Raw genomic sequence first — 22241 nt, 5'->3', positions numbered from 1 at the left:
TGTATTACCAGCCCGGATTTTGTGTCCAGCCTGTTTTTGAAATTTCGGCCTGTGGTATAGGGTACCATTCCATTTTGGCTGTAAATACCCTGTCTTCCAATTTTTTCACGGTATAAACACCTGCACTGGTTATATCAATACGGTTAACCGGTTTGCTGAAATAACTTACACCCTTTTTCCACCTGCGCACATCCCATAAGCGGTTATTCTCAAAGCTGAGCTCAATATTACGCTCATGTTCAATAGCCTGCTGGTTTAACTGCGCGCCTGTAAGCACAGGCATTTGTACACGCTGCCTTACCCTGTTAATGGCCTGAAGGGCTGTCATGCCGTACCCTTGCGGATCAGCATCTGCACCGTAAGCGTTAAACATGGCCTCGGCATAGCCCAGCAATACATCGGCATACCTGAAATATACCCAAGCGTGATTGGTGGTTGTGTTGTTGATCAAATCGACAGACTGGTTGATCCATTTTGACAGGTAATAGCCGGTCTTTGTGGCATTTTGCTTTGGCAAGCCGCTGTTACCACCAAAATAAGTTTGGATGGCAGTACCTTTAAAATTTGCGCCATTGTAAACTATTGTTGCTGCAAAACGTGGATCGCGGTTGGCGTAAGGGGTGGCGGCGTGGGCCGGGTTATTCCAATCAAACGGAACAGAACCGGTAACGGTGCTTCCTGATTTCACAAGCACCTCGTAATCGCTAACCAGGTTTTCGGTTGGAGTAGTGCTGTTACCATTGCTGTTTTGAAACACAATAGGAAACTCATTATACTCAAGAGCGTTTATAGCTGCGTAACGGCGATAAAAGATCACCTCGCCTGAGGTAGTATTATTGGCACCGAACAGGTTAGAATAATTGGCATCAAGCGAATAGCTGCCAGAAGCAATAACGTCATGCGCCGCAGCCGCAGCCTGTGCCCAGGTAGTTGTTGAACCATTAGCTACAAACAATGGGCTTGCGCCATAAAGTAATGCTTTTGCCTTTAACGTTTTAATAGCGCCGTTGGTAATGCGGCCAGCATCATACCACGAATAGGGCGAAAGATCGGCCGGGATAATAGCAGCTGCCTTATCACACAACGAAGCAATATACTTTACGCACTCATCAACCGAGTTACGCTGTACATTTTTCCATGAATTGGGGTCATTATAATCAAGCGGCTGTTCAAAAATAGGCACGCCGCCATAACGCTTCACCAATTCAAAATAAAAGTAAGCCTTTAAAAACAGGGCTTCGCCTTCCATAAACTTAACGTTGTTGCGGGCGTTGTAATAAGTTGTTGAATCTGTTGATGTAATTTTATCCTTGATGTAGTTGATATCAACCTTATTCTTGTTTTTAAGATAAAGATTTGCCTGCCGGATGCCTTCAAAGTTACGGGCCCAAACATCATTCGGGTTATTGTACTGGTTCCAGGTACCATAGTTGAAAGCTTGCACACGCTCAACCGAGTTTGTAGCTTCCGCTTCGTCGGTAGCAGCATCAAGGTCGAGATCTCCGAAACCATCAGGCAGGATGCTGTATGTTGTCCACATCTGTTGCTGTACATAGGTATAGTTTGAGTACAGCTTATCGGTGGTAATGTCGGCCTTAATGGTTTGCACCTCAAGGTAATCATGTTTACATGATGAGTAAAGCAGCGTACCCAGGGCCAGCATTGTTATGATATATCGATTTCTTTTCATTTCCTTGTAAATCAAATTTTAATACTACAATTTCACTTTCATCCCAAATGTTACTGCTTTTACTAAAGGATAGCCCATTGAAAGGCGCTCGGCCTCAAGCCCTTCTATTTTATCCCAGGTAAACAAGTTGGTGCCATTCACAAAAACCCTTATGGCGTCAAGCTTTTTCAAAAAACCACGCTGTGGTAAAGTATAACCTAACTCAACACTGCGTAATTTCAGGAAGTTGCCATTGCGCATCCAAAAATCAGATTGCTGATCGTTATTTGGATTTGCCAGGGTTGATAGCCGCGGCGAGGTAGCTGTTGCAGCGTTTTGAGGTGTCCAGCTATTTGCCGAAAACTCAGAGATATTATTATTGAATACAAACGGGTGAGTATAAGTATAGGCAGAATTAAGCAAGCTTACGGTACGGTGCAATACGCCCTGCAGGTAAGCATCAAAATCAAAACCGGCATATTTAAAACCAAGGTTAAAACCTAAGGTAATTTCGGGTAGTATTGAATATTTCATCGGCACCTTATCATAATCATTGATGATCCCGTTGCCGTCCTGATCTTTAAATTTCAGGTCGCCGGGTTTTACGTTGGTGTATGATGAGGCAACAATACCCGATTTTAAATTTCCATTGGCATCAAAATCCGACTGTTGGTAAAAACCCGTGTACACGAGGCCCTTCATCTGGCCAATAGGATATCCCTGGGTATATAAATAGTTATATGGCTGCGGATCTTCTGAGCGCTTAACTATTTTGTTACGGGCATATGCAATTGAGCCACCTACGTAATATTTGAATTTATTATCATTTTGCTCATACTTCAATGATGCTTCCAAGCCTTTGTTATGTACTTCGCCGGTGTTGGCATATTGCAGGAGGAAGCCCGTATAATCGGGTACACTTGCTGTTGGCACCTCAAGAATACCTGTGCGTTTTTCGGTAAACACATCTAAAGTACCGGAAAGATTTTTCCATAAGGTGAAATCTAAACCAATGTTAAGGGTTGTCTTTTTCTCCCATGAAAAATCAAGATTAGCAAACGGCCCTTCAACCAAACCGGTGTGAAGCGTATTACCGGTGCCGGTGATCCAACCAGGTAACGTTTGCAAAGCAAACTGTTGATAAAGGAAACGATAAGCCTCATTGATATTACCAACAGTACCGTATGATGCACGAACTTTAAGGAAATTAATAGTGGAATTATCCTTCAGGAAATCCTCTTTCGAAGCTATCCAGCCTAAACCCAAAGCAGGGAACCAGCCGTAACGGTGACCGGGGGCAAAATCAGCAGAGCCGCTGTATGAACCGGACAGATCAACAATATATTTTTTATCGTAATCATAAGTTACGTTGCCGGCAACGCCTTGTGTGCGTACCTGGTAAACAATACCGTCATGCGTGTATCCCTGCCTGCGGGCCTGGATCATGCCGGTAAAAGTTGATTTGCCAAAAGTACGGTCATAATCAAAACCTGCCCTTACGGTTGTACGGTTCCAGTGTGCACCACCACCGTCGCTGCTCGATTGGCTGATTGGCGTTACCGGTGTTGTTCCATAAATGGCATTGCCCTGGGCATCCTGACCAGTAATTTCGTATGAGTTTACCGAAAATTGTTTCTGATAAATACCTACATACTGGTTGGCAAATGATACTTCGCCTTTAAGGTCGAGACCTTTGGTTATCATATCTAACTTTTGCACAAAGCTAAAGTTGGTTTGCAGGTTACGGGTATGCGATTGGTAAACACCATTTTGCTGTAAAAGCTGAACAGGATTAAATTTATACACCGAACTGTTACCCCATGTGCCATTAGGATTTTTAACCGGGAAAGCAGCAGCCGGAATAGCCATAATATTGTTAAACACCTGGTCTGCGGTGAAGCCGGATGGTGTATTCCTATCCTCAGTAATGCCGCTTATGTTAGCCGTTACCACCAGGTTTTTGTTAAGCTGCAACTCAATGTTTGCCCTTAAATTCAACTTGGTGTATTTAGCGTTAGTACCAAAATCCTTATCAATGATATCGGCATTTTTATACAAACCTTCAAAGTTGGTATAGTTCATCAGCACAAAAAACTTAGCGGTGTTGTTACCGCCGCGGAAACCGAAATTATAATCCTGAATAGCCGAGGTTTTCTTAAGCAGCTCATCATACCAGTTCACATTAGGATGAAAAGGATCATTGGCCGCTTTATACAATTCGGGATTTGCGTATTTGATGGGCAAACCGTCGTTAGTAAGTGCGTTGTTATAGTTTGTGGTATAACCATAAGCGTCCATTACCTTCGGCAGGTCGATAGGGCTTAGTATACCATATTTACCATTTACAAATACCTGAGTTTTATTTAACACCGCGCCTTTTTTAGTGCGGATACTCAATACACCCGAGCCACCTTCAAGGCCGTAAACTGCCAGTGCAGCGGCGTCCTTTAGTAAGGTAACCGATTCAATTTCATAGGCCGAAAGGCCGCTGATTGCACCCATATCAACCTGAAAACCATCAAGGTATATCAACACCTGGTTACCCTGAAGGTTCCAGCTGCTCACCCCCCTCATATAAAAGGTTGGGTTATCATAGCCGGGTTCGCCCGATCCGGTAATTACCGTTAAGCCAGGGATCCGGCCTTGCAGCGTATTAAGCAGGTTACCCGAAGTCATGCGGGTCAGGTCTTCGCCCGAAAGCGTAAAAACCGCGCCGGTGTTGCGCCATGATTTATCTATTCTTAAACCGCCGTCGGCAAAGTCTTTATATGAGCTTGCCTTTTTTATAGTATCGGCCGGTGCCGTACCTGCGGTTTGGGCGTTAGCCGCCGAAAAACTGCAGAACGCAAGCATCCAGGCCAAAAAGTTTTTATAATCTTTTTTCATTGTTTTTCACTAATTGTTAATGTTTAAAAGCCTGTTACCAACCTGGATTTTGTCCGTCCCAGCTACTGTTGCCTAAATACCTTAAACTGATCTCGGTACTTGGAAATGGCACATAGTAATATTTGGCAGGGAATACCCTTGTAACAAATGGGACAGTTGTCCATGTGCGTTTTAGCACTCCGCCAACATTCCTGGCGGTGGTTTGAATACCGTGCAGCACCGTATTCAATACAGTTTTGGCTTTTAACCATCGGTTCAGATCGTTATAGCGGTGTCCCTCATAAGCAAACTCAATAGTTTCCTCATTTTGAACCGCATCTCTGAACGCATCAATAGTGGCCGGATTTTTATCAGGCATCCCGGCACGCTGCCTTATCTTGTTCAGATAATTTGAGGCTTCGGCACTTGGGCCCTGGTACTCATTAAGTGCTTCGGCATAACCCAGATAAAACTCAGCAAGGCGAAACACAGGCCATGCAAAGTGGTTATCTGTCATGTTATCAACCCTTGCAACAAATTTGTAGGTTTCGGTAGCGTAACCATCCACGCCGGCATCACTGCTGGCCAGGTTGCCATCTGTACTGTAATCACCTTTTTTGTAGTAAGCGAGGATACCACGCTGGCTGCTGTAGTATTTACCATCATAAGCAATGGTTTGGTAAAAGCGGGGGTCAAGCTTCCACCCTTCAACATCAGCAGGTAAATCGGCACCGTTTGCGGGTATGGTCCATTTAGTACCGTCGCGTTTTTCATATTGCTGTATAAACTCAACAGGTACATTGTTTTTAACACCCCACTGTGCCAAACGCAATTTTGACGACAGGTACTGGCCCCATGCCGATCCATCGCCCCAGCCGCCGCCAGCTCCCGGAACCTGGTTTGAGGTATTCACCAATATCAGCTCCTGGTTGGCAAACACGTTCCATACCGATTCATAATCGCCTAAGGTTGCATAAGTTTCGCCGGTTGTTTCGGGTTTACCGGTATTTAATAAGGAAACACCGCCTGCAGCAGCGTTATCAATTACATCTTTAGCTGCCTTGGCCGCCTTGTTCCAGCGCTCCTTGTCGTAACTGGCATAAGCCAATACGGTATCACGGGTGTCATTAAACCTTGCTCCGGATACTTCGCCTTTCATTCCTGCGGGAGTATTGTAAAGCGGGCTTGCAGCATATAATAAGATCCTTGCCTTTAAAGCCATTGCTGCTAATTTGGTAATGCGGCCAAAATCTGCACTTGGACGCGTAGCCGGCAACATTGATGCAGCCTGATCGCACCATTTAACCACGCTATCAACTACTGATTGTACCGAGCTGCGCGGGATTGCAATTTTCACAGTACCATCAAGCGGCTTGGTTACAATAGGCACACCACCATAATACCTGAATAATTCATAATGCTGCATAGCGCGACAAAATAAAGCCTGGCCTTTAACATCGGTTTTCCAAGCATTATCGGCATCAAGCACTTTATCAATGTTTTTCAACACCAGGTTGGCTTGTCTTATGCCTTTGTAGTGCCAGTAAAAACCAGCACCATTATCCTGGCCAAAACCATAATCGCAGTTATTATCGGCGCTCATGTTGCCGGTTATGTATGAGCCAGTGTTAACTGTATTTGATGCCCAGTCATAAGCCGGATGGATGATATAAAGCTGATCGGTCAATGCTTCGGGGCGGCAGCCATCATATGTTTGAGGAAAATATCCCCTGATACATAACATATACATTTGGGCCACCGCATATTGAGCCTGGTTGCGCGAATCAAAAATGGTATCAACCGTTACCGCACCGCCTTTAGGCTTTTCAAGAAAAGTTTTTTTACAGCTTGTTGAAAGCATACCACCTATGAAACAAGCCACAAGCAGTAAAATAATATTCGTTCTTTTCATCATTGCTATATTTTATGATTAAAAATTAACATTAACGCCTACGTTATAGGTGCGGGTAAGCGGATAACCGATATAACCCAGGTTTTCAGGATCGCCCCAGATCTTATTTGGCGACCATGTATACAGGTTATATCCGTTGATATAAAAGCGGGCCGTGCGAACGCCTATCTTTTTCAGAAATTCTGGTTTCAGCGTATAGCCTATTTCCATGTTTTTTAACCTTACAAAAGCTGTACTCTTTAAAAAGAAGGTATTGTAAGCAGCATCCTGGTTGTAAGCAGCAATAGGGAAATCAATGCGTTCGCCGTTGTCATACCGCTCTTGGGTAAACCTGTTCAAATCCACATCAAACAATGATTGTTGTTTGTTGAAGTGAAGCTCCTGCATGGCATATTTAGCCACACCTGATTGCCCTTGTAATAAAGCCGAGAAATCAAAACCATGGGTATTGAAGCCGAAAGAAAAGCCGTAGCTTAAGGTTGGCAGGCTGGTTTTGCCCGAACGCATGTAATCTTTTTCGTTTACTACACCATCGCCATTAATGTCTTTTAACCTAACCTCGCCGGGCTGTACGGGAGCGCCCGCAAAACCCAGGTCTTTTTGGTATACCGGGTTGCCCGCAGCATTGGTATATGGTTTTCCATCCTTACCAACGGCCAACACGGGCTGTGATAATATCGGGTTACCGCTTCCATCAATTTTATAAAGCTGCGACCATGATGTGTAAAGCCCGTCGGCCTGCAGGTATGAACCCTGGCTAATAGGCCGACCGGTTGATGCCTGGTACTCTAAGCCCGGAGCAATTGCCTCGTCCTGGAAAATGATTTTATTGTGGTTTGTTGAAGCATTGCCTTTAATCCACCAGGTAAACTTACCCGGAACACTATTATAGCTCAACTCAATTTCATCTCCCCAGTTTTTAACCTCGCCCAGGTTATAAGGCGGCAAGGTTGCCTGCACTATACCGGGAACACTGCCCTTGTATGAAAGGATGTTTCTGCGATGCTCATTGTAGTGGTCATAAGTAAGCGAAAGACGGTCGTTAAGCAGGTGTGTTTCCAAACCAATGTTTGATTTGGTGGCTGTTTCCCAGGTTACATTAGGGTTACCCAAAACATTTTCGCGGGCTCCCTGTATGGTATTACGATCATTCAGGGTACCAAATGTATAACCACCACCGGCATTATAACCTTGTACGTATTGCCAGGTATCGGGCAGGTAAAGGTAACGGGCAGCTACATCTGAATTAGGAATATTGATACCATCGTTACCAACTTTACCTAACGAACCACGCACTTTTAAATAAGTGATATAATCCTGTTTAGGAAAAAAGGATTCATTGCTGGCAATCCATCCTAATGAATAAGCCGGCAGGAAACCAAACCTTTTACCTTCCGGAAAGTTTTCTGAACCGTTATAACCCATATCATACTCGGCCAGGTAACGGTCCCCGTAGTTATAAGTTACCCTGCCGGATACACCTTCATAGGCGTGCGGAAGATCATACAACAATTTGGGATCATATTTTTTCTCGGCATTGGCCAGGATCAAACCGGTAACAGTATGCTTTTTCCCGAAAACGCGGTTATAGTTGAGTGAGAACTCACCATATACTTTACGCCATTTTTCGGTGTAAAAGTCTGTCCAGCGGGCAGGGGCCACATCATTGGTTAGCTGAACCAGGATGGGATCAAGTTTATCACCATTGGGGTTTGGCCTTAAACCATAAAGCAAGGGGGTATATTTACCACCTGTACGGCTTTGGAAATAGCTGTCATACGCGCCACGTGCATTTATCGATAAACCGGGCGTAATATCATCAAGTTTATAGGTTAACTTGATGGCCGAGTTTAAAGTACTGTTAGTGGTAATATTATAGTTATTGCTGTTTGCAATTGCGTATAACGGGTTAAGCTGATCGTTCTGGTTGCTGAAAGGCACTACGAACTTGCCATTTATCAAACCCGGCGAACCAAGCGGAGATGACCATAAAATACGTTTTTCCCAGGTATAACCGTCATTATCCATACCGGTAATGGTTACATATTGGGTAGATACATCTACCGATACCCTGAAATCGCTGTTTACGTCAAAATCCAGATTCGAGCGCAGGTTATAACGCTTCTTTTTAAACTGCATCTCATCTGAAAAAGGCATGTAATCTGTATTGAACAAGCCTCCCTGTGCCAGGTAACCTAACGAAACAAAGTATTTGGTAGCCTTAGTACCGCCGGTAATGTTGGCATTTACCTGTGTTTGAGGGGCAAACTTATTGAAGATCTGTTTTTTCCAGTCCTGATCGGGGTGGCCGTAAGGGTCATAATAAGGATTTTTTTGCCCGTTAATAGTTGGTGTATGTGCGTTTTGATAATATTTCAGATCCTCGGGCGAATAATATATAGTAGCATCCTTGACCCAGTTGGCATCACGTTTGGTCACAAAGTCGCTCCAGGTATGCACGTCGGCATCTCTTGAATGCTGGATCCAGTAGGTTTCGTAGCTCTGCTCATTGAGCAACGTAGCATATTGATAAGAGTTAACAAAGTTAGGCATGCTCGAAAACTGCGAAATAGCCGTTTGGAACGTGGCACTGACTTTTGGCGCTCCCTCTTTACCACGCTTGGTGGTGATCAGGATTACACCGTTTGCACCACGCACACCATACACGGCTGTAGCCGAAGCATCCTTAAGGATACTGATAGATTCAACCTCGTTAGGGTCAATATCATTATAGCTATCGCGGGCAATACCATCAACCATGATCAACGGGGCTGTTTGGCCGGTATAAGTACCAACACCGCGTACGTACAGTGTTGCCCCGTCCGACCCCGGTTTACCGCTGGTTTGTGTTACGGTTAAGCCAGATAAACGACCGGCAAGTGCATTGCTCAGGTTAGCAACCGGCGACTGTACCAGGTCTTTAGTGCCGATAGAAGATATAGAACCGGTTACCGTTTCTTTCTTTTGCACGCCATAGGCCACAACAACAACCTCGTTAAGATCTTGCGGCGCATCTTCAAGCGTAACATTCACCTCCGAGCGGCCGTTAACAGCAACTTCTTTTGATCTGAAGCCAACAAAGGTGAAAACCAGGGTAGCATTTGCCTCCGTTACATTAATGGTATAATTACCATTTAAATCGGTTATAGCGGCAGCAGCAGCGCCCTTCTGTTTAACAGTTACACCAGGTAAAGGCAAACCTTTACTATCAATAACTTTACCGCCGATCTTTTTAGGAGCATTGCTCTCGGCCGCTGTTTTTTTACGGATGAGGATGGTTTTGTTATCAATAGTGTAAGTCAACGACTGGTTGCTTAAACACTGATCCATAACCTGGGTTATGGATGCATTGGTAAGATCAACAGTTACAGGTTTAGCTAACTTAATATCGTCAGAATTGTACAGGAAATCATAATTTGTTTGATTTCTGATCTGTTCAAAAACTTCTTTTAAAGTTGTTTGTTTAACCTTTAAAGTAACTTTCTGTGCATAAGTTGCGGCAGACACCTGTAAAAAGGTAACTGTTAGCAAGATAAGTGTCAGTTTCATAATAAGCACAGGTTTATATAGGCGCCCACGATGTTTGCCGCAAGTAAATGCAGTAAAATTTTTATACATTTGAATGTCAGTTTATTAATAAGTGGTTGTAATCGCTGCAATTAGTTTTACTATCTGGCATTGCCATAACATGGCTTAGGTCAGGGGCGGTCCGAAACGCTCCTGGCTTTTATTTTTTATGCTGATAGATAATTGGTTGGGATAATGAGGAATGTAGATCTATTGCATAACGGTGATCCTCCTTCCTGTAATTTTAAAATGCACATTACCTATTTGTTCAAGATTTTTCAGCAGGTCATTTATACTTTTTGAGCGGGTAAACATGCCGCCGAAACGCTGATCAGCAAAATTGCCCTTGTATTCAACATCGGCATCATACCAGCGCGATACCTTTTTCATGATGTCAACGATGTTATCATCATTAAACATGAAGTAACCGTTTTTCCAGGCCATAGCCTCATTGATGTGTGCTTTTGAAACCGTAATGGCATTAGCGCTATTACCAATCACAGCCTGCTGGCCCGGTTTCAATAAAGCCAGGCTACCATTTTTGCTGATTTGCACCGAGCCTTCAAGCAGTGTGGTGGTCAAATCATTATCATCGGCATAAGCCGAAATATTGAAATGCGTACCCAGTACTTTTACCTGCACGTTGTTCATCTCTACATAAAAAGGCTTGTCTTTATTTTTTGCTACTTCAAAGTAAGCCTCACCCGTAAGTTTTACTGTACGGCTGTTACCGGCAAATTCGGTTGGATAGCTTAATGACGATGATGAGTTTAACCATACCTGTGTACCATCAGGCAGCACCACCTGGTACTGGCCACCCGGCGGGATAGTGAGTGTATTGTATAAAACAGCATTAACACCTGCATGAGTGGCATTTGGCAATACATCGTAAACCAGTTTGCCATCCCCCACTTTATTTACCTGGCTTTTTCCCGAATTGGCAAGTGCGCCGTTAGCAGCACTATCTAATACTATACTTTTACCGGTAGCCAGCGTAAGTATAGCTTTATTACTCCCCGGAACAATTTTGGCAGAGACATTGGCAGCAACCTGGTTTTTAGCTGTCCCCATTTTTTGGCGGTGCACAAAGTAAAACCCTACCGACGCGAAAATTAAAACAGCAGCTGCAACCTTTACCCAACCGGCATATAATTTTATAATATTGCTTTTGCGGATAACAGGCAGCGGAACAATAGCCTCATCTTTAAATCGTGAATCAGCCTTGATATCGGCAAGTACCTTTTGTGCACGGACATTATCAAACTCAGGAGCGCCTTCAAGGTTCAGCATTTCTTCATCAACACTGCTAAATACTTCGCCGGGATTGTCGTTCAGATAACTGAGCAGCTCCGTACGATCTGTATCGCTTATAGCATCGTTAAAATACTGTTCAAGTAAACTCCTGAGCCTTTTGTTATTCATGTTTTTGGTTTATATACAAATCTCCCAGATAGGGGCATTTGTGTATAGAACACACAACTCAAAGCATAGGACTACCCGAATGTGAAATATTTTAAAAAAAATGTATTTTTCTTCTTCTGGTGGCGCACTATTTCTATCATAATGGTGTAATCAGCGGTTGGATGATCGTCGTTGGTCATTCAACGCTCGTTAATGCAACTCAAACCCGGCAGGCTATATCGAAACCAAATAGTGTTGCACCTTTCAATAGTGTTTTGGCGAATGACGGGAATGACTAAAACCGTACATACAGGCGTTCGCTTCTGTTACAGTTTGTAATTCTTATTAAAGTAATTCACTATCGGTCAATTATTTATAGGTTTGGAATAAAAATTGACTTATAAACGCACTTGCATTCCTTCATATTTCATATCGGCGTTTATGACCTGCTTGGCCTGGCGGCTATAGTCAGCGCACTTACGCTGGCCTTATTGTTAGTATTTGCCAGAAAGCAAGTGCCGGCTGCCGGCCTGTGGTTAAGCGCCGCCCTTGTGGTCGTTGCCCTGCATTTGGCGCAGTTATCAGTAAACCTTTCACTGACATTGGGTCCCTTGCTCTATTTTTTTACACGCAAAACAGTGCGGCCCGAGCAGCTTTTCCGCAGCAAAGACTGGGCTCATTTCGGTGTCGTGTTCATCAGCCCGCTGGTGCCCGCCTGGTTGGTATCCGTTTCTATCCTCGTTTACCTATATCTTTCTCACCGGGCAGTACAGCAATTTTACAATCGCATGCAGCCCATATTAATGGACAGGCCACGTTTTGCGTTCCGGCGGCTGGAAACGTTTTTGTATTTGTTTGCTTTTAGCGTTTTGTTATGGTTGTTTAGCGAGGCTTTCGTGGTAACTTCCGCCGCTGTACTTGTTGTTATGGCAGCGCAGGTGATTGTAAAGCCGGGCGCTGTTATTGCTACACCGCAGCCAAATCGGAATCGGGACGACCTGCGTGAAAAAGGCCGATGGCTGAAGCAAACCGTAAAGGAACGACGACTTTATGAAGACCCCGAACTGAACCTGCCAGCGCTGGCCGCCGAACTGACCGTTCCGGTACATGAGTTATCACGCATCATCAATCTGGGACTCAAAAAGAACTTCAACGATTTTATCAATGAATTGAGGGTACAGGAAGTATCCCGGAAAATGCGTCAGCCCGCTTATGACCAGCTCACCCTGCTGGGGATAGCCTACGAATCGGGGTTCAATTCTAAGACAACTTTTAACCGGGTTTTTAGAGCTGTGACCAGGAAAAGCGCCGCCGAATACAAAAATGAGTTGGAAAAACAGCGCCCAGGTTATAATCCGGGCCTTCCGCAGCGGCTTAAGCAGGTATCATTGCGTTCAGAAATCAAACGCTATTTTATGATCAGGAATTATATCAAAACCGCCTGGCGCGGTTTACTAAGGAATAAATCGCAAAGTGTCATTAATATTTCAGGGCTCGCTGTCGGGCTGGCCTGTAGCCTTTTGATCCTGTTATGGGTACAGAACGAGTACAGCACGGATGCTTTCTTTGCAGGTAGCGAACGTTTGTTTAAAGTGTACAAAAGTGATTTTTATAACAAGGCGGAAACCGGCAGTTATGAAATGCCAGGCATCCTGGCCGATGAATTAAAAAGGAGTTATCCGGACATCCAATATGCCACCAATATGGGTTTTGTTGAAACGAGCACTTTCCAGACCGGTGATAAAGTCGTTAAAATGATCGGCAATTCAGCAGGTGCAGATTTCTTTAACATGTTCAGTTACCGCTTGCTGGCCGGTACCGCACAAACCGCTCTGAATTCACCATCATCTATTGCGATATCCAGAAAAATGGCCGGGATATTTTACGGTAGCCCTGAACAGGCCATAGGCCAAATGATTCGCTACCAGAACCGGAAGAATTTCAAAGTCAGCGCTGTGTTCGACGACCTGCCACCGAACGTATCGCAAAGCTTTGATTTTTTGCTCAACTGGGACACCTTCCTGGAGAATAATCCCTGGGCCAAAGAAATGGGCAATAACGGGCCTAACGCTTATGTGATGTTGCGACAGCAGGCGAATGCAGAAGCCGTAAACGCCAAGATCGCCCGCTTCTTTGACCTGTACTGGCATATCAACCGGAAAACGGCTATCGCTTACACCGACCTGGCGCTGCAACCCTATGCCGATGCCTATTTAAACAACAACATTCAAAACGGCAAGCCCGATGGTGGTCGTATCCGATATGTGCGCCTTTTCAGCCTCATCGCCGTTTTTATTCTGCTGATCGCCTGTATCAATTTCATGAACCTGATGACGGCAAGGTCGATAAAAAGAGCGAAGGAAGTCGGCGTACGCAAGGCGATAGGTGCCTTGCGACCTGCACTTGTCAGCCAGTTTATTTGGGAAGCCCTGATCGTGACCGCGTTGGCGGTGGCCTTGGCTTTGCCCTTGTTAATGCTGGCGCGGCCCTGGTTTAATGGATTGGTACAGAAACAGATCGGGCTACCTTTCGGCCAGCCCCTCTTTTGGTTGCAGCTATTGGGTATCACGGTGGTCACCGGCCTGCTATCAGGCTTATACCCTGCTTTGTTCCTGTCCGCTTTTAAACCGGTCAAGGTATTAAAAAGTACCATCAAACTGGATACCGGCACCTTACTGCTGCGTAAAGGACTGGTCGTATTCCAGTTTATACTTGCTGTCCTCCTGATTACCAGCACGGTCATCGTTTCCCGTCAAATGCGCTATATGGAGTCGAAAGACCTGGGCTATAGCCGCGAGAACGTGGTCTATCTGCCAGTCGAGGGTGAACTTGACGCCAAATACGCGGTCTTTAAAAATGAACTGTTAAACCAGCCCGGCATACAGGCAGTCAGCCGCATCAACATGGCACCGGTCGATATTTATGGCAGCAGTGCGGCGGTAGACTGGATCGGTCATGATCAAACGATGAACACGCTGTTTACCCATGCGGCTATCGGTTATGATTACTTCAAAACGATGAAATTGACGCTGCTGTCCGGCCATGAGTTTGCTGCTGATGATCCGGCAGATACCTCGGGCTATATCCTGAACGAAACGGCTGTTAAGCTTACAGGATATAAGCATCCGGTAGGTCAGCCATTTACCTGGCTGGGCAAAAAGCGCATGATTGTGGGCGTTGTCAAGGATTTTCATTTTCACTCCCTCCATGAAACCGTAAGCCCAATGGTGCTGGCCTCTGGCGAAAACCAAAAGGGTGGTGTAATATTGATCAGGATACAACCCGGTAAAACACCAATCGTGCTGGCAGAAATTCAGCAGTTGAGCAAACGGCTGAACCCGGCTTTCCCGCCGGTCATTTACTTTACAGACCAGCTATATGCACATTTATACCAAAATGACCAGATCATTAACCGGCTGGCTGATACCTTCGCGATACTTGCCATCTTCATTTCCTGCCTCGGGCTACTCGGCCTCGTTATGTTCTCCGCCGAACAAAGGTTTAAGGAGATCGGTATCCGCAAGGTGCTTGGCGCAGGTGTAAACACCTTATTTATCCTTTTATCACGCGAGTTTATTGTGCTGATCGTTATAGCCATCGCCATTGCCATGCCGCTGGCCTGGTATGCCACTAACGGCTTTCTGCAAAGTTTTGCTTACCGTGTACCGCTGCAATGGTGGCTGTTTGCACTTTCGGCTGGTGTGATCATTTTTATCGCGCTGATCACCATCAGCTTTCAGATCATTAAAGTTGCTCTGGCCAATCCGGTAAAAAGCTTACGAAGCGAGTAGTCATGATCTCCGGGTTGCGCGGCATATACTGGTTTTAGCCGGTTGGTTCCATACCCTCCAGATCATTCCTTCTCTGCTTGTCACCTTTAAGCTGTGAACTAAAGTAATATTTACCAGTATGTTTGCTATGTAATCTGGCATTTGAGATATTATCTTTAGTCAAAAAAGCATATGATTTTGCAAAACAAAAATGCGGTAATATACGGAGCAGGAGGCTCATTGGGCGGCGCGGTAGCAAAGGCAATGTCTGCTGCCGGTGCAACGGTATTTTTAACCGGCCCTAATCAGGAAACAATAAAAAAAGTAGCTGATGAAATTATTGTTGCAGGCGGCCGGGCCGAAATAGCTATTGTGGATGCATTTAACGAAACAGCAATCGACGGGCATTTGCAGCAAATTACAGATCATGCAGGAACCGTTGATATTTCCTTTAATGCCGTTGGTGTTGATGTAGTGCAAAACATTCCCCTTGCCGAAATATCAGCCGAAGATTTTGTAAAACCCATTACCCTAACCATGCAAACCCGCTTCATGACGGCTATTGCTGCCGCAAGGGTAATGATGAAACAAAAATCGGGTGTAATTTTGTCACTCACTGCTACGCCAGGCGGTATCGGTTACCCGCATACAGGCGGCTTTGGCCCAGCATGCAGTGCGGTTGAAAGTTTTTCACGTACACTTGCGTCTGAATTGGGCGCTTACGGCATCCGTGTTGTAAATATCCGTTCGGGAGGCTCGCCCGATTCACGGATATTTAAAAATGCCATTGATACCATGCCTGATATTATGGATCCCATCTTAAAAAAAATGGAAGCTGATACTATGCTTAAAAAGCTTCCACTAATGGCCGATATCGCTAACACAGCGGTTTTCCTGGCATCAGACCTTGCAGGTCAAATAACAGGCGTAACCATCGATGTAACCGGCGGCACAACGGCGGCATTAAATTACAGGGTAAGCAGACTTGATTGAAAAGGTTTAGGAAAGAGGATCGCCTTTAATTGATCCAGAAGAATAAGGCAAGCATAAAAATAAGGTCGGAATACTGCAGTTGCGATTTGAGGGTTTTCAGCGCCTCAACCATATGATTTTTTACCGTATTGGGCGAAATCTGCAACTGATCAGCAATTTCTTTGTGAGTAAGGTGTTCAACCCTGCTCAACCTAAAAATAAGCTGCTGCTGGCGTGGAAGCTTATTAATTATCCGTTCTGTAAATTGTTCCAGGTCGCTAACCAGCAAATCCTCTTCGGTATCATTATGAGCGGTGGCGATGTGGTTAGCCAGTTTATCTGAAAGCTCCCGCGATTGGAACACCTGCCTTAATGAATTCAACGATAAGCGTTTTGCGATAACGTAAAGGTACAGCCAGATATCGCCTGAGGCATTCAATTTTTCGCGGCTTGTCCAAAGGTTTATAAAACACTCCTGCACAATCTCCTCGCTCTGCTGTGCATCCTTCAGAAACCGGAATGCCAGCCGGTAAACTTTGCTGCTGTACACTTCATAAATCAAATCGAAAGCGGCTTCATCGCCCGCTATCAATTGTTGGATATGACTGCTGTTAATACTCTTACCCACTGTAGTTTAATATAATTGGTGAGATAAAAGTAAAAAGTAAATTCTAATTTAACACAGCTAAAACACGACAATAAATTGAAGTAGTGTTGTTGTAGTGGTACTTTCTTAACAACACATTATACTTTAACAACTGATTATCAACGCAAAAGACATTAATTTAGCGTATCGAAAAACGGCACATCTTGGTGCATGATACTGCGCTTTGTGGAAAACTATTAACGTAACCAATTAGTTTTTATTGCCCAATCAGTAAAAAAACCATCATAATTTATCCAAAAATCAACATGCAACAGTAATTTTACATAAACATCCGGCAGCCCAGAGTGGCGTAGCAGCCTAAGCTTTAACTTTACTAATCCCCCGCCCTTTCCGCATTTTATTTTTCAGATAGTTACGGATTGGAAGATCGAGATAAATCATAATTACATAAGCTAAAGCGGTTAGTAACAACACGCCAACAGGGATCATGATTATCATTTCAGCCATCGAAGGCTTTTTAGCTTCAAGGTAGCTCAAAAACAGCCACAAAAAAACGGATAATGAATAACGTAAAGCGGATATGAAATATCGCCCAAAAACTTACAAAGTTTAGCAAACCGGGTATGCAACCCCGCCCCCGCCCCTAACGCTACCAAAAACGGGAAATAAAAGATCACTATAAGCGGGTCGGTTATATGATTTGCCTTATCAGAGAAAGGTACAAGAAACGCAATTAACAGTAACAGACCAATAACTAAAAAACCCAGGCGCGACTTAATTATCCAATTTGAACGGAACACTAAGATTCCGGCTAAAAACGAAAAGGAAACACGGATTGCACCGCCGCCAAAACTGTCTCCTCCCCAGCCCACCCCAAGGTAACCCGCCTTTAAAGCTTCGTAACCAAGTAACCCGGCAGCAATTGCGGTTAGCAGCCACAACATTTTATTACGAAGTTTAACCAGCACCAGCGCATAAACAATATTGGCAACGTATTCCCAAAACAACGACCATGTTGGCGGATTGAGATGGAACAGGTTAAAATAGCGCTCATGTACGATAGGATACGGGATAAGCAGGCATGAGCTCAAAAACATAAGCAAAGTTTGCCCTGCGCCATAGGTAGCGTAAAGGTTACTGAACGGATCAAATACAAACGCAAGCAAGCCGATAACCGAACCGATAACGACCAACGGATGCAGGCGAATGAGCCGCAATTTAAAAAACGATTTATTACCCAAGCCCTTCAGTTTGTTATCATAAGCATAAGCTATTACAAACCCCGACAAACAGAAAAAGAAGTCGACGGCGAGATACGCATGAGCAATAAAACTTTTGCTGTAATCAGGCACAACAAACTCCATAAAATGAAATATTACAACGGCAATGGCTGCAATACCACGAAGGCCATCTAAAATTTCGAAATGTTGTTTAGTTTTTAATATTGGTGTTGATACTACAGGTTCTGCTAATTCCATTGGTTATTTATTCAAACTCCGCAGCTTGACAGAAGCTGCGGGTTGGTGCAATGGCAAACATCATAAAATTTTTATGCAGCATTTTACCCGGCTACCACTTTGAGATGAATTGAAGAAAAAATGATACGATTTACGGCTATTACGATAAAAACAGCGTTCTTTCGGCGAGAGCTTAAAGACCTGGCCGATAGATTTTGCAAATAACCGACGGCACCTTGCTTTATTCAAATATAAAATTGTACAAAAATGAGAAATCCCCCCAAAACAGGAATATAAAAAATTAAAAATCAGATAATTAAGAATACCACACCTTTCTCAACTCTACACAAATACGTTGATGTATGCCCGCTCCCAAGCTATCAATATAGCTTTTAGCTATATATTAGTATAATCTAAATCTAACCTAAATGGCCAAAACGCTTTTATACATTGATGACAATCAAATAGATATTGCCATTATGAAAGGGATGCAGGACAAATACCTGGCTTTTGATGCTGTTACTTACAGTACCGATGCCGAGTATTCTATCCGCTATATTAGGGAACATCTGCAAAATGAGGATGAACTTCCTGATGTCATTTTTCTTGATATTTATATGAACCCTTTTAGCGGATGGGAATTCCTGGATGAGTTTATGAAAATACAACACCTGATTGGGAAAACCATTGAGATCTATATTGTTAGCTTTTCGATACTTCCAAAAGATCTGATACGTTCAAAGCAGTATCAGCAGGTAAAATCATACTATACAAAACCTGTTACCAGGGAAACGTTTACGAGTTTTAAGATTAATTAACAGGCAGCATAATTTATAAAGTTTGCGGCCTATTTCCCGCTCATAAACCCTATCGATTTGGCAGCTTCCTGTTTAGTAACCACTCCTTCAATATAAAGTTGTCCGTCTTTAATTTTATAGTCGAGGGTACGCTCGTCTACTTTGTACTCTTCGTCTTTAAAAAGATCTTTCAATTTACTCAGCAGCTCTTTACGATCAAACACCGGGCTAATATTTAGCTGGTCGCTAACAGGTTTAAGCGCGATGCCGTCTACCTTGTACGAAAATATTTTTGATTCCATTTTATAAAGATAGGCCATTATACCAACCCAGGGCAAAATACCATTTTAATGTTTCTTTTTATAAGCCCTATGTTTTGCAAAACCACTGCCGCCCTGATAAATCCCGTTTACAGGCTGCACCTGTTTCGGTTTGCCAACTGGTGTATCACTACCATCTTTGCCTATTGCACTATAAGCAGCAGGAATCCATTCCAGCTTCAGTTTGCATGAGTTATCCATATCTGTTTTTTAATAAATATAAATTTACAAAACACAACCCGCAAATAACAGCATACTGAATTACTGCCCGGGGAAATCGTTTTCAACCAAATGCAAATAGAAAACGGTAATTGAAAAATCCCCACACTAATTTTTACGTATCGAGAGTTCGCAAAGCATCAGTGTAGAAATTTTTCAGTATGTGATTTAATAAAACAGATCGAATTATTTAAACACCATTCCTCCGGATTATTGCCCTAATCTACGCCAGCGCATCCGCAGCAAACTGGCGGCAAACTTTTACTTCTTTCACCGCGTCTGATCCATCCGGAATTTTGTACTCCAACTCTATAGTAGCCGGGAATTTATAGTGATTGTTTTTTAAAAGCTGCAGCACTTCTTTTATTGGGGTATCGCCCTGCCCCCAGGGCTGGTTAGGCCCGTCATGAAACTTACGGTCCTTGATATGCATGCTTGTTATGCGATCATGATATTTTTCAATAAACGGTATCGGACTGCTGCTGGTACCTGCCACATAATGACCAACATCAAGGTTAATACCATTATATTTTGACTGACTTAAGGCTGTATCCCAAAGGGTTGGTGTGGCCTGGGTATGGGCATGATAACCAACCATCATTTTATGCCTGGCAGCAATATCACCCAGGCGTTTTGTTTGTGCCTCGTCGGGTAGCTCAACCGTTACGTGGTTTACACCAAGGGCCTTACCTGCGTTAAAGGCATAATCAATTTCGGCATCACTGTTTTTAGAGCCGAGTGCATTAGGTTTCCAGGCATAAATACTTACTCCCGCATCATTATATTTTTTGCGGATCTCCTTAAACTTATCTATCGGGGCAGTGGCACGCCATTCGGCTATTTTTTTACCAAATACTGCCCAGTCTTCGCCGGCTTCACGTTTAGGAGCGCCCGCATAAATTTCGGCAGCATCGCCCATGAGTTCAATTGCATTGATGTTACAGTCGATACAATACTTCAGCAAGTCATCAATAGTATCGGGCATGCTTCTGAACGAATAAGTAATAACCCCTATTTGTACACCGTTAATAAGCGAATTAGGTTTATTAGCCTTGGTTAAAATTGCGCCTGCAAATGATGATTTTGAAAATGCCAAAAATCCGGCCGAGGCGAGTGCTGCGCTGCTGATAAACCTGCGCCTTGATAAGTTATGCTGTTTCGTGATTTATAGGAGAATAGATTGGTTTACACCAAAGTAGTCAATTAATTGATGCCCGCAAATTGTGTATTGAAACTGTTACCAATAACGGTTTACTTGTAGCGTTTAGCCTTGCAGCACCGTAAAGTATAATAAACCTTAAGGTATGAAAAAGCTATTTTTATTCGGCGTACTCGCCGTTTTATTAAGCTGTAAAAAGGATAAAACCCCTAATAATGACCAATTGATTGGCAAATGGGAATACCGTGGCACCAGCTGCTACTGCACACCTCCTAATCCCAATCTGGTAAAACCTGGCAATGGCAATATTATAACCTTCACTACCAATACCTACAAACGGACGCATAAGGATACCCTGATAAAAAGCGGCACTTATCGCACCCGCAGGTTCGATAATACACATGAACAGATCATGTTTGATAATGATACTTCAACCGGTAATACCACATTTTTTAGGATAGAAGGCCAAATACTTACATTTTATGGCACGGTACCCGTGGCGGCCGACGGGCCTGAAGACCATTACGAAAAGTTATAACACTATTTCATGGGCCAGTGAAAACATAACAGGTAACCGTCAGGATCAAGCAAATAAATAGCCTTCCAGCCGTAGCCTGTAATTTGGGGCTCTTTAAGGTGCATTCCCTTACCCAATAAATAGCTATATAATTGATCAATATCCGGATGGCCAAAATATAGAGAAGTATCAGTATGGGCTGCTGTGCGTTGCTCATCAGGTTCGGGAGGTCGGTCCGGCTTTTCATAGGCCGTGTTGAGCATCAGTTCTATATTGTTGAGTTTGATTAAAACCCAGTCAACATCATCCCCTTTACCCGATGCTTGTACTACTTCAAAGCCCAGCACGTCGCGGTAAAAGCCTATAGCGACAGGCATATCAAAAACTTGGAGTAAGGGAGCTAAGCCCTGGATCTGTTTTGTGAGATTATCCATTCATTTATCAGCCTGATTTATTATAAAGTTACACATTCCCACTGCACGAAAACGAACGATCCGTGTGTCAAAATGATGCAAATTCAAAAATCAAAAACAAAATCAAAATACTGTAAATCAACACAATAAATACATGGCACTTAATTTGAGTTTATAAAAAAGATACTATAAATGTTATGAAACACGGCAAGCAACTGGAAAGGCGTACTTTCAATCAGGACCGTTTTGAAATACTTATAAAGCGGCAAAAAAATGGCACTGCTACCTTCAACGAGCTTAGCGAACTGGATGAGATCGTGAACCGTGACCCCGACATTCGTGAGATTGTTTTGGAAGAAATGCAGGATGCAGATAACCCAAAGCCTCCGGATGATGATCAAATTCAAGCTATTCAAAAATCAACCAGAAAGAGCTTTATCGAAAAAATAAAAGCATTCATCAACAGGTTGTTCACTACTCCCGGCACACAACTAAACCCCGCTATTATTGGATAAAACTTTACAAAAGCGTTAAACAACTTTAAATATTGTAAGCCCTGCAAAAACAAAAACCAAACAATCTTTATAGATATGTTT

At 43.6% G+C, this 22241-nt stretch carries 16 protein-coding genes; 5 read left to right on the top strand and 11 right to left on the bottom strand.

The window, feature by feature from the left end; translation table 11 throughout:
* Positions 1-4 precede the first annotated feature (4 nt).
* The 5 genes from MTO98_RS08315 to MTO98_RS08295 form a co-directional block, all read right to left on the bottom strand.
* Entirely contained in the window at positions 5-1690 is a 1686-nt protein-coding gene (locus MTO98_RS08315; RefSeq protein ID WP_243486178.1) for a RagB/SusD family nutrient uptake outer membrane protein, read from the bottom strand.
* 24 nt (positions 1691-1714) lie between these two features.
* Entirely contained in the window at positions 1715-4555 is a 2841-nt protein-coding gene (locus tag MTO98_RS08310; RefSeq protein ID WP_243486177.1) for a SusC/RagA family TonB-linked outer membrane protein, read from the bottom strand.
* 34 nt (positions 4556-4589) lie between these two features.
* Positions 4590-6449: a RagB/SusD family nutrient uptake outer membrane protein gene (locus MTO98_RS08305; protein ID WP_243486176.1), complete on the bottom strand. Its 1860-nt coding sequence runs from the start codon at positions 6447-6449 to the stop codon at positions 4590-4592.
* 15 nt (positions 6450-6464) lie between these two features.
* Entirely contained in the window at positions 6465-9995 is a 3531-nt protein-coding gene (locus tag MTO98_RS08300; protein WP_243486175.1) for a TonB-dependent receptor, read from the bottom strand.
* A 228-nt stretch (positions 9996-10223) separates the two neighbouring features.
* The gene (locus tag MTO98_RS08295) at positions 10224-11435 is read right to left on the bottom strand and encodes a FecR family protein (protein WP_243486173.1); all 1212 of its coding nucleotides are present in this window, start codon (positions 11433-11435) and stop codon (positions 10224-10226) included.
* Positions 11436-11824: 389 nt separating this feature from the next.
* Between MTO98_RS08295 and MTO98_RS08290 the strand changes: the two genes are divergently transcribed.
* Both MTO98_RS08290 and MTO98_RS08285 read left to right on the top strand, forming a co-directional pair.
* Entirely contained in the window at positions 11825-15205 is a 3381-nt protein-coding gene (locus MTO98_RS08290) for an ABC transporter permease (RefSeq protein WP_243486171.1), read from the top strand.
* A gap of 171 nt (positions 15206-15376) precedes the next feature.
* Positions 15377-16177, top strand: a complete 801-nt coding sequence (locus MTO98_RS08285) for an SDR family NAD(P)-dependent oxidoreductase (protein WP_243486170.1) — start codon at positions 15377-15379, stop codon at positions 16175-16177.
* A gap of 25 nt (positions 16178-16202) precedes the next feature.
* Here the strand turns inward: MTO98_RS08285 and MTO98_RS08280 are convergent, their stop codons facing one another.
* Positions 16203-16784, bottom strand: a complete 582-nt coding sequence (locus MTO98_RS08280) for an RNA polymerase sigma factor (protein WP_243486168.1) — start codon at positions 16782-16784, stop codon at positions 16203-16205.
* A gap of 512 nt (positions 16785-17296) precedes the next feature.
* The gene (locus tag MTO98_RS08275) at positions 17297-18241 is read right to left on the bottom strand and encodes an acyltransferase family protein (protein ID WP_371825413.1); all 945 of its coding nucleotides are present in this window, start codon (positions 18239-18241) and stop codon (positions 17297-17299) included.
* Positions 18242-18648: 407 nt separating this feature from the next.
* Between MTO98_RS08275 and MTO98_RS08270 the strand changes: the two genes are divergently transcribed.
* Positions 18649-19038 carry a response regulator gene (locus MTO98_RS08270; RefSeq protein ID WP_243486167.1) on the top strand — a complete coding sequence of 130 codons (390 nt, stop codon included), beginning with the start codon at positions 18649-18651 and terminating at the stop codon, positions 19036-19038.
* A 29-nt stretch (positions 19039-19067) separates the two neighbouring features.
* On the opposite strand, the gene MTO98_RS08265 is transcribed toward MTO98_RS08270, so the two are convergent.
* The 3 genes from MTO98_RS08265 to MTO98_RS08255 form a co-directional block, all read right to left on the bottom strand.
* Entirely contained in the window at positions 19068-19319 is a 252-nt protein-coding gene (locus MTO98_RS08265; RefSeq protein WP_243486166.1) for a hypothetical protein, read from the bottom strand.
* Between the two features lie 45 nt (positions 19320-19364).
* Complete coding sequence (locus MTO98_RS08260) at positions 19365-19538, bottom strand: hypothetical protein (RefSeq protein WP_243486165.1); 174 nt, start codon at positions 19536-19538, stop codon at positions 19365-19367.
* 241 nt (positions 19539-19779) lie between these two features.
* The gene (locus MTO98_RS08255) at positions 19780-20652 is read right to left on the bottom strand and encodes a sugar phosphate isomerase/epimerase (RefSeq protein ID WP_243486164.1); all 873 of its coding nucleotides are present in this window, start codon (positions 20650-20652) and stop codon (positions 19780-19782) included.
* Between the two features lie 208 nt (positions 20653-20860).
* On the opposite strand from MTO98_RS08255, the gene MTO98_RS08250 reads away from it, so the two are divergent.
* Positions 20861-21253 (top strand): hypothetical protein, encoded by a 393-nt coding sequence (locus MTO98_RS08250; protein WP_243486163.1) that lies wholly within the window; start codon positions 20861-20863, stop codon positions 21251-21253.
* Between the two features lie 2 nt (positions 21254-21255).
* Here MTO98_RS08250 and MTO98_RS08245 read toward each other — a convergent pair whose 3' ends face one another.
* On the bottom strand, positions 21256-21666 hold the full coding sequence (locus MTO98_RS08245) for a VOC family protein (protein ID WP_243486161.1): 411 nt from the start codon (positions 21664-21666) through the stop codon (positions 21256-21258).
* Between the two features lie 176 nt (positions 21667-21842).
* On the opposite strand from MTO98_RS08245, the gene MTO98_RS08240 reads away from it, so the two are divergent.
* A complete protein-coding gene (locus tag MTO98_RS08240) occupies positions 21843-22160 on the top strand; it encodes a hypothetical protein (RefSeq protein WP_243486160.1) in 318 nt (105 codons plus the stop codon).
* Positions 22161-22241 lie beyond the last annotated feature (81 nt).

This window comes from Mucilaginibacter sp. SMC90, from assembly GCF_022811725.1.
In the GTDB taxonomy this organism is placed as follows: domain Bacteria; phylum Bacteroidota; class Bacteroidia; order Sphingobacteriales; family Sphingobacteriaceae; genus Mucilaginibacter.
This window is presented reverse-complemented; position numbering and strand designations above follow the sequence as displayed.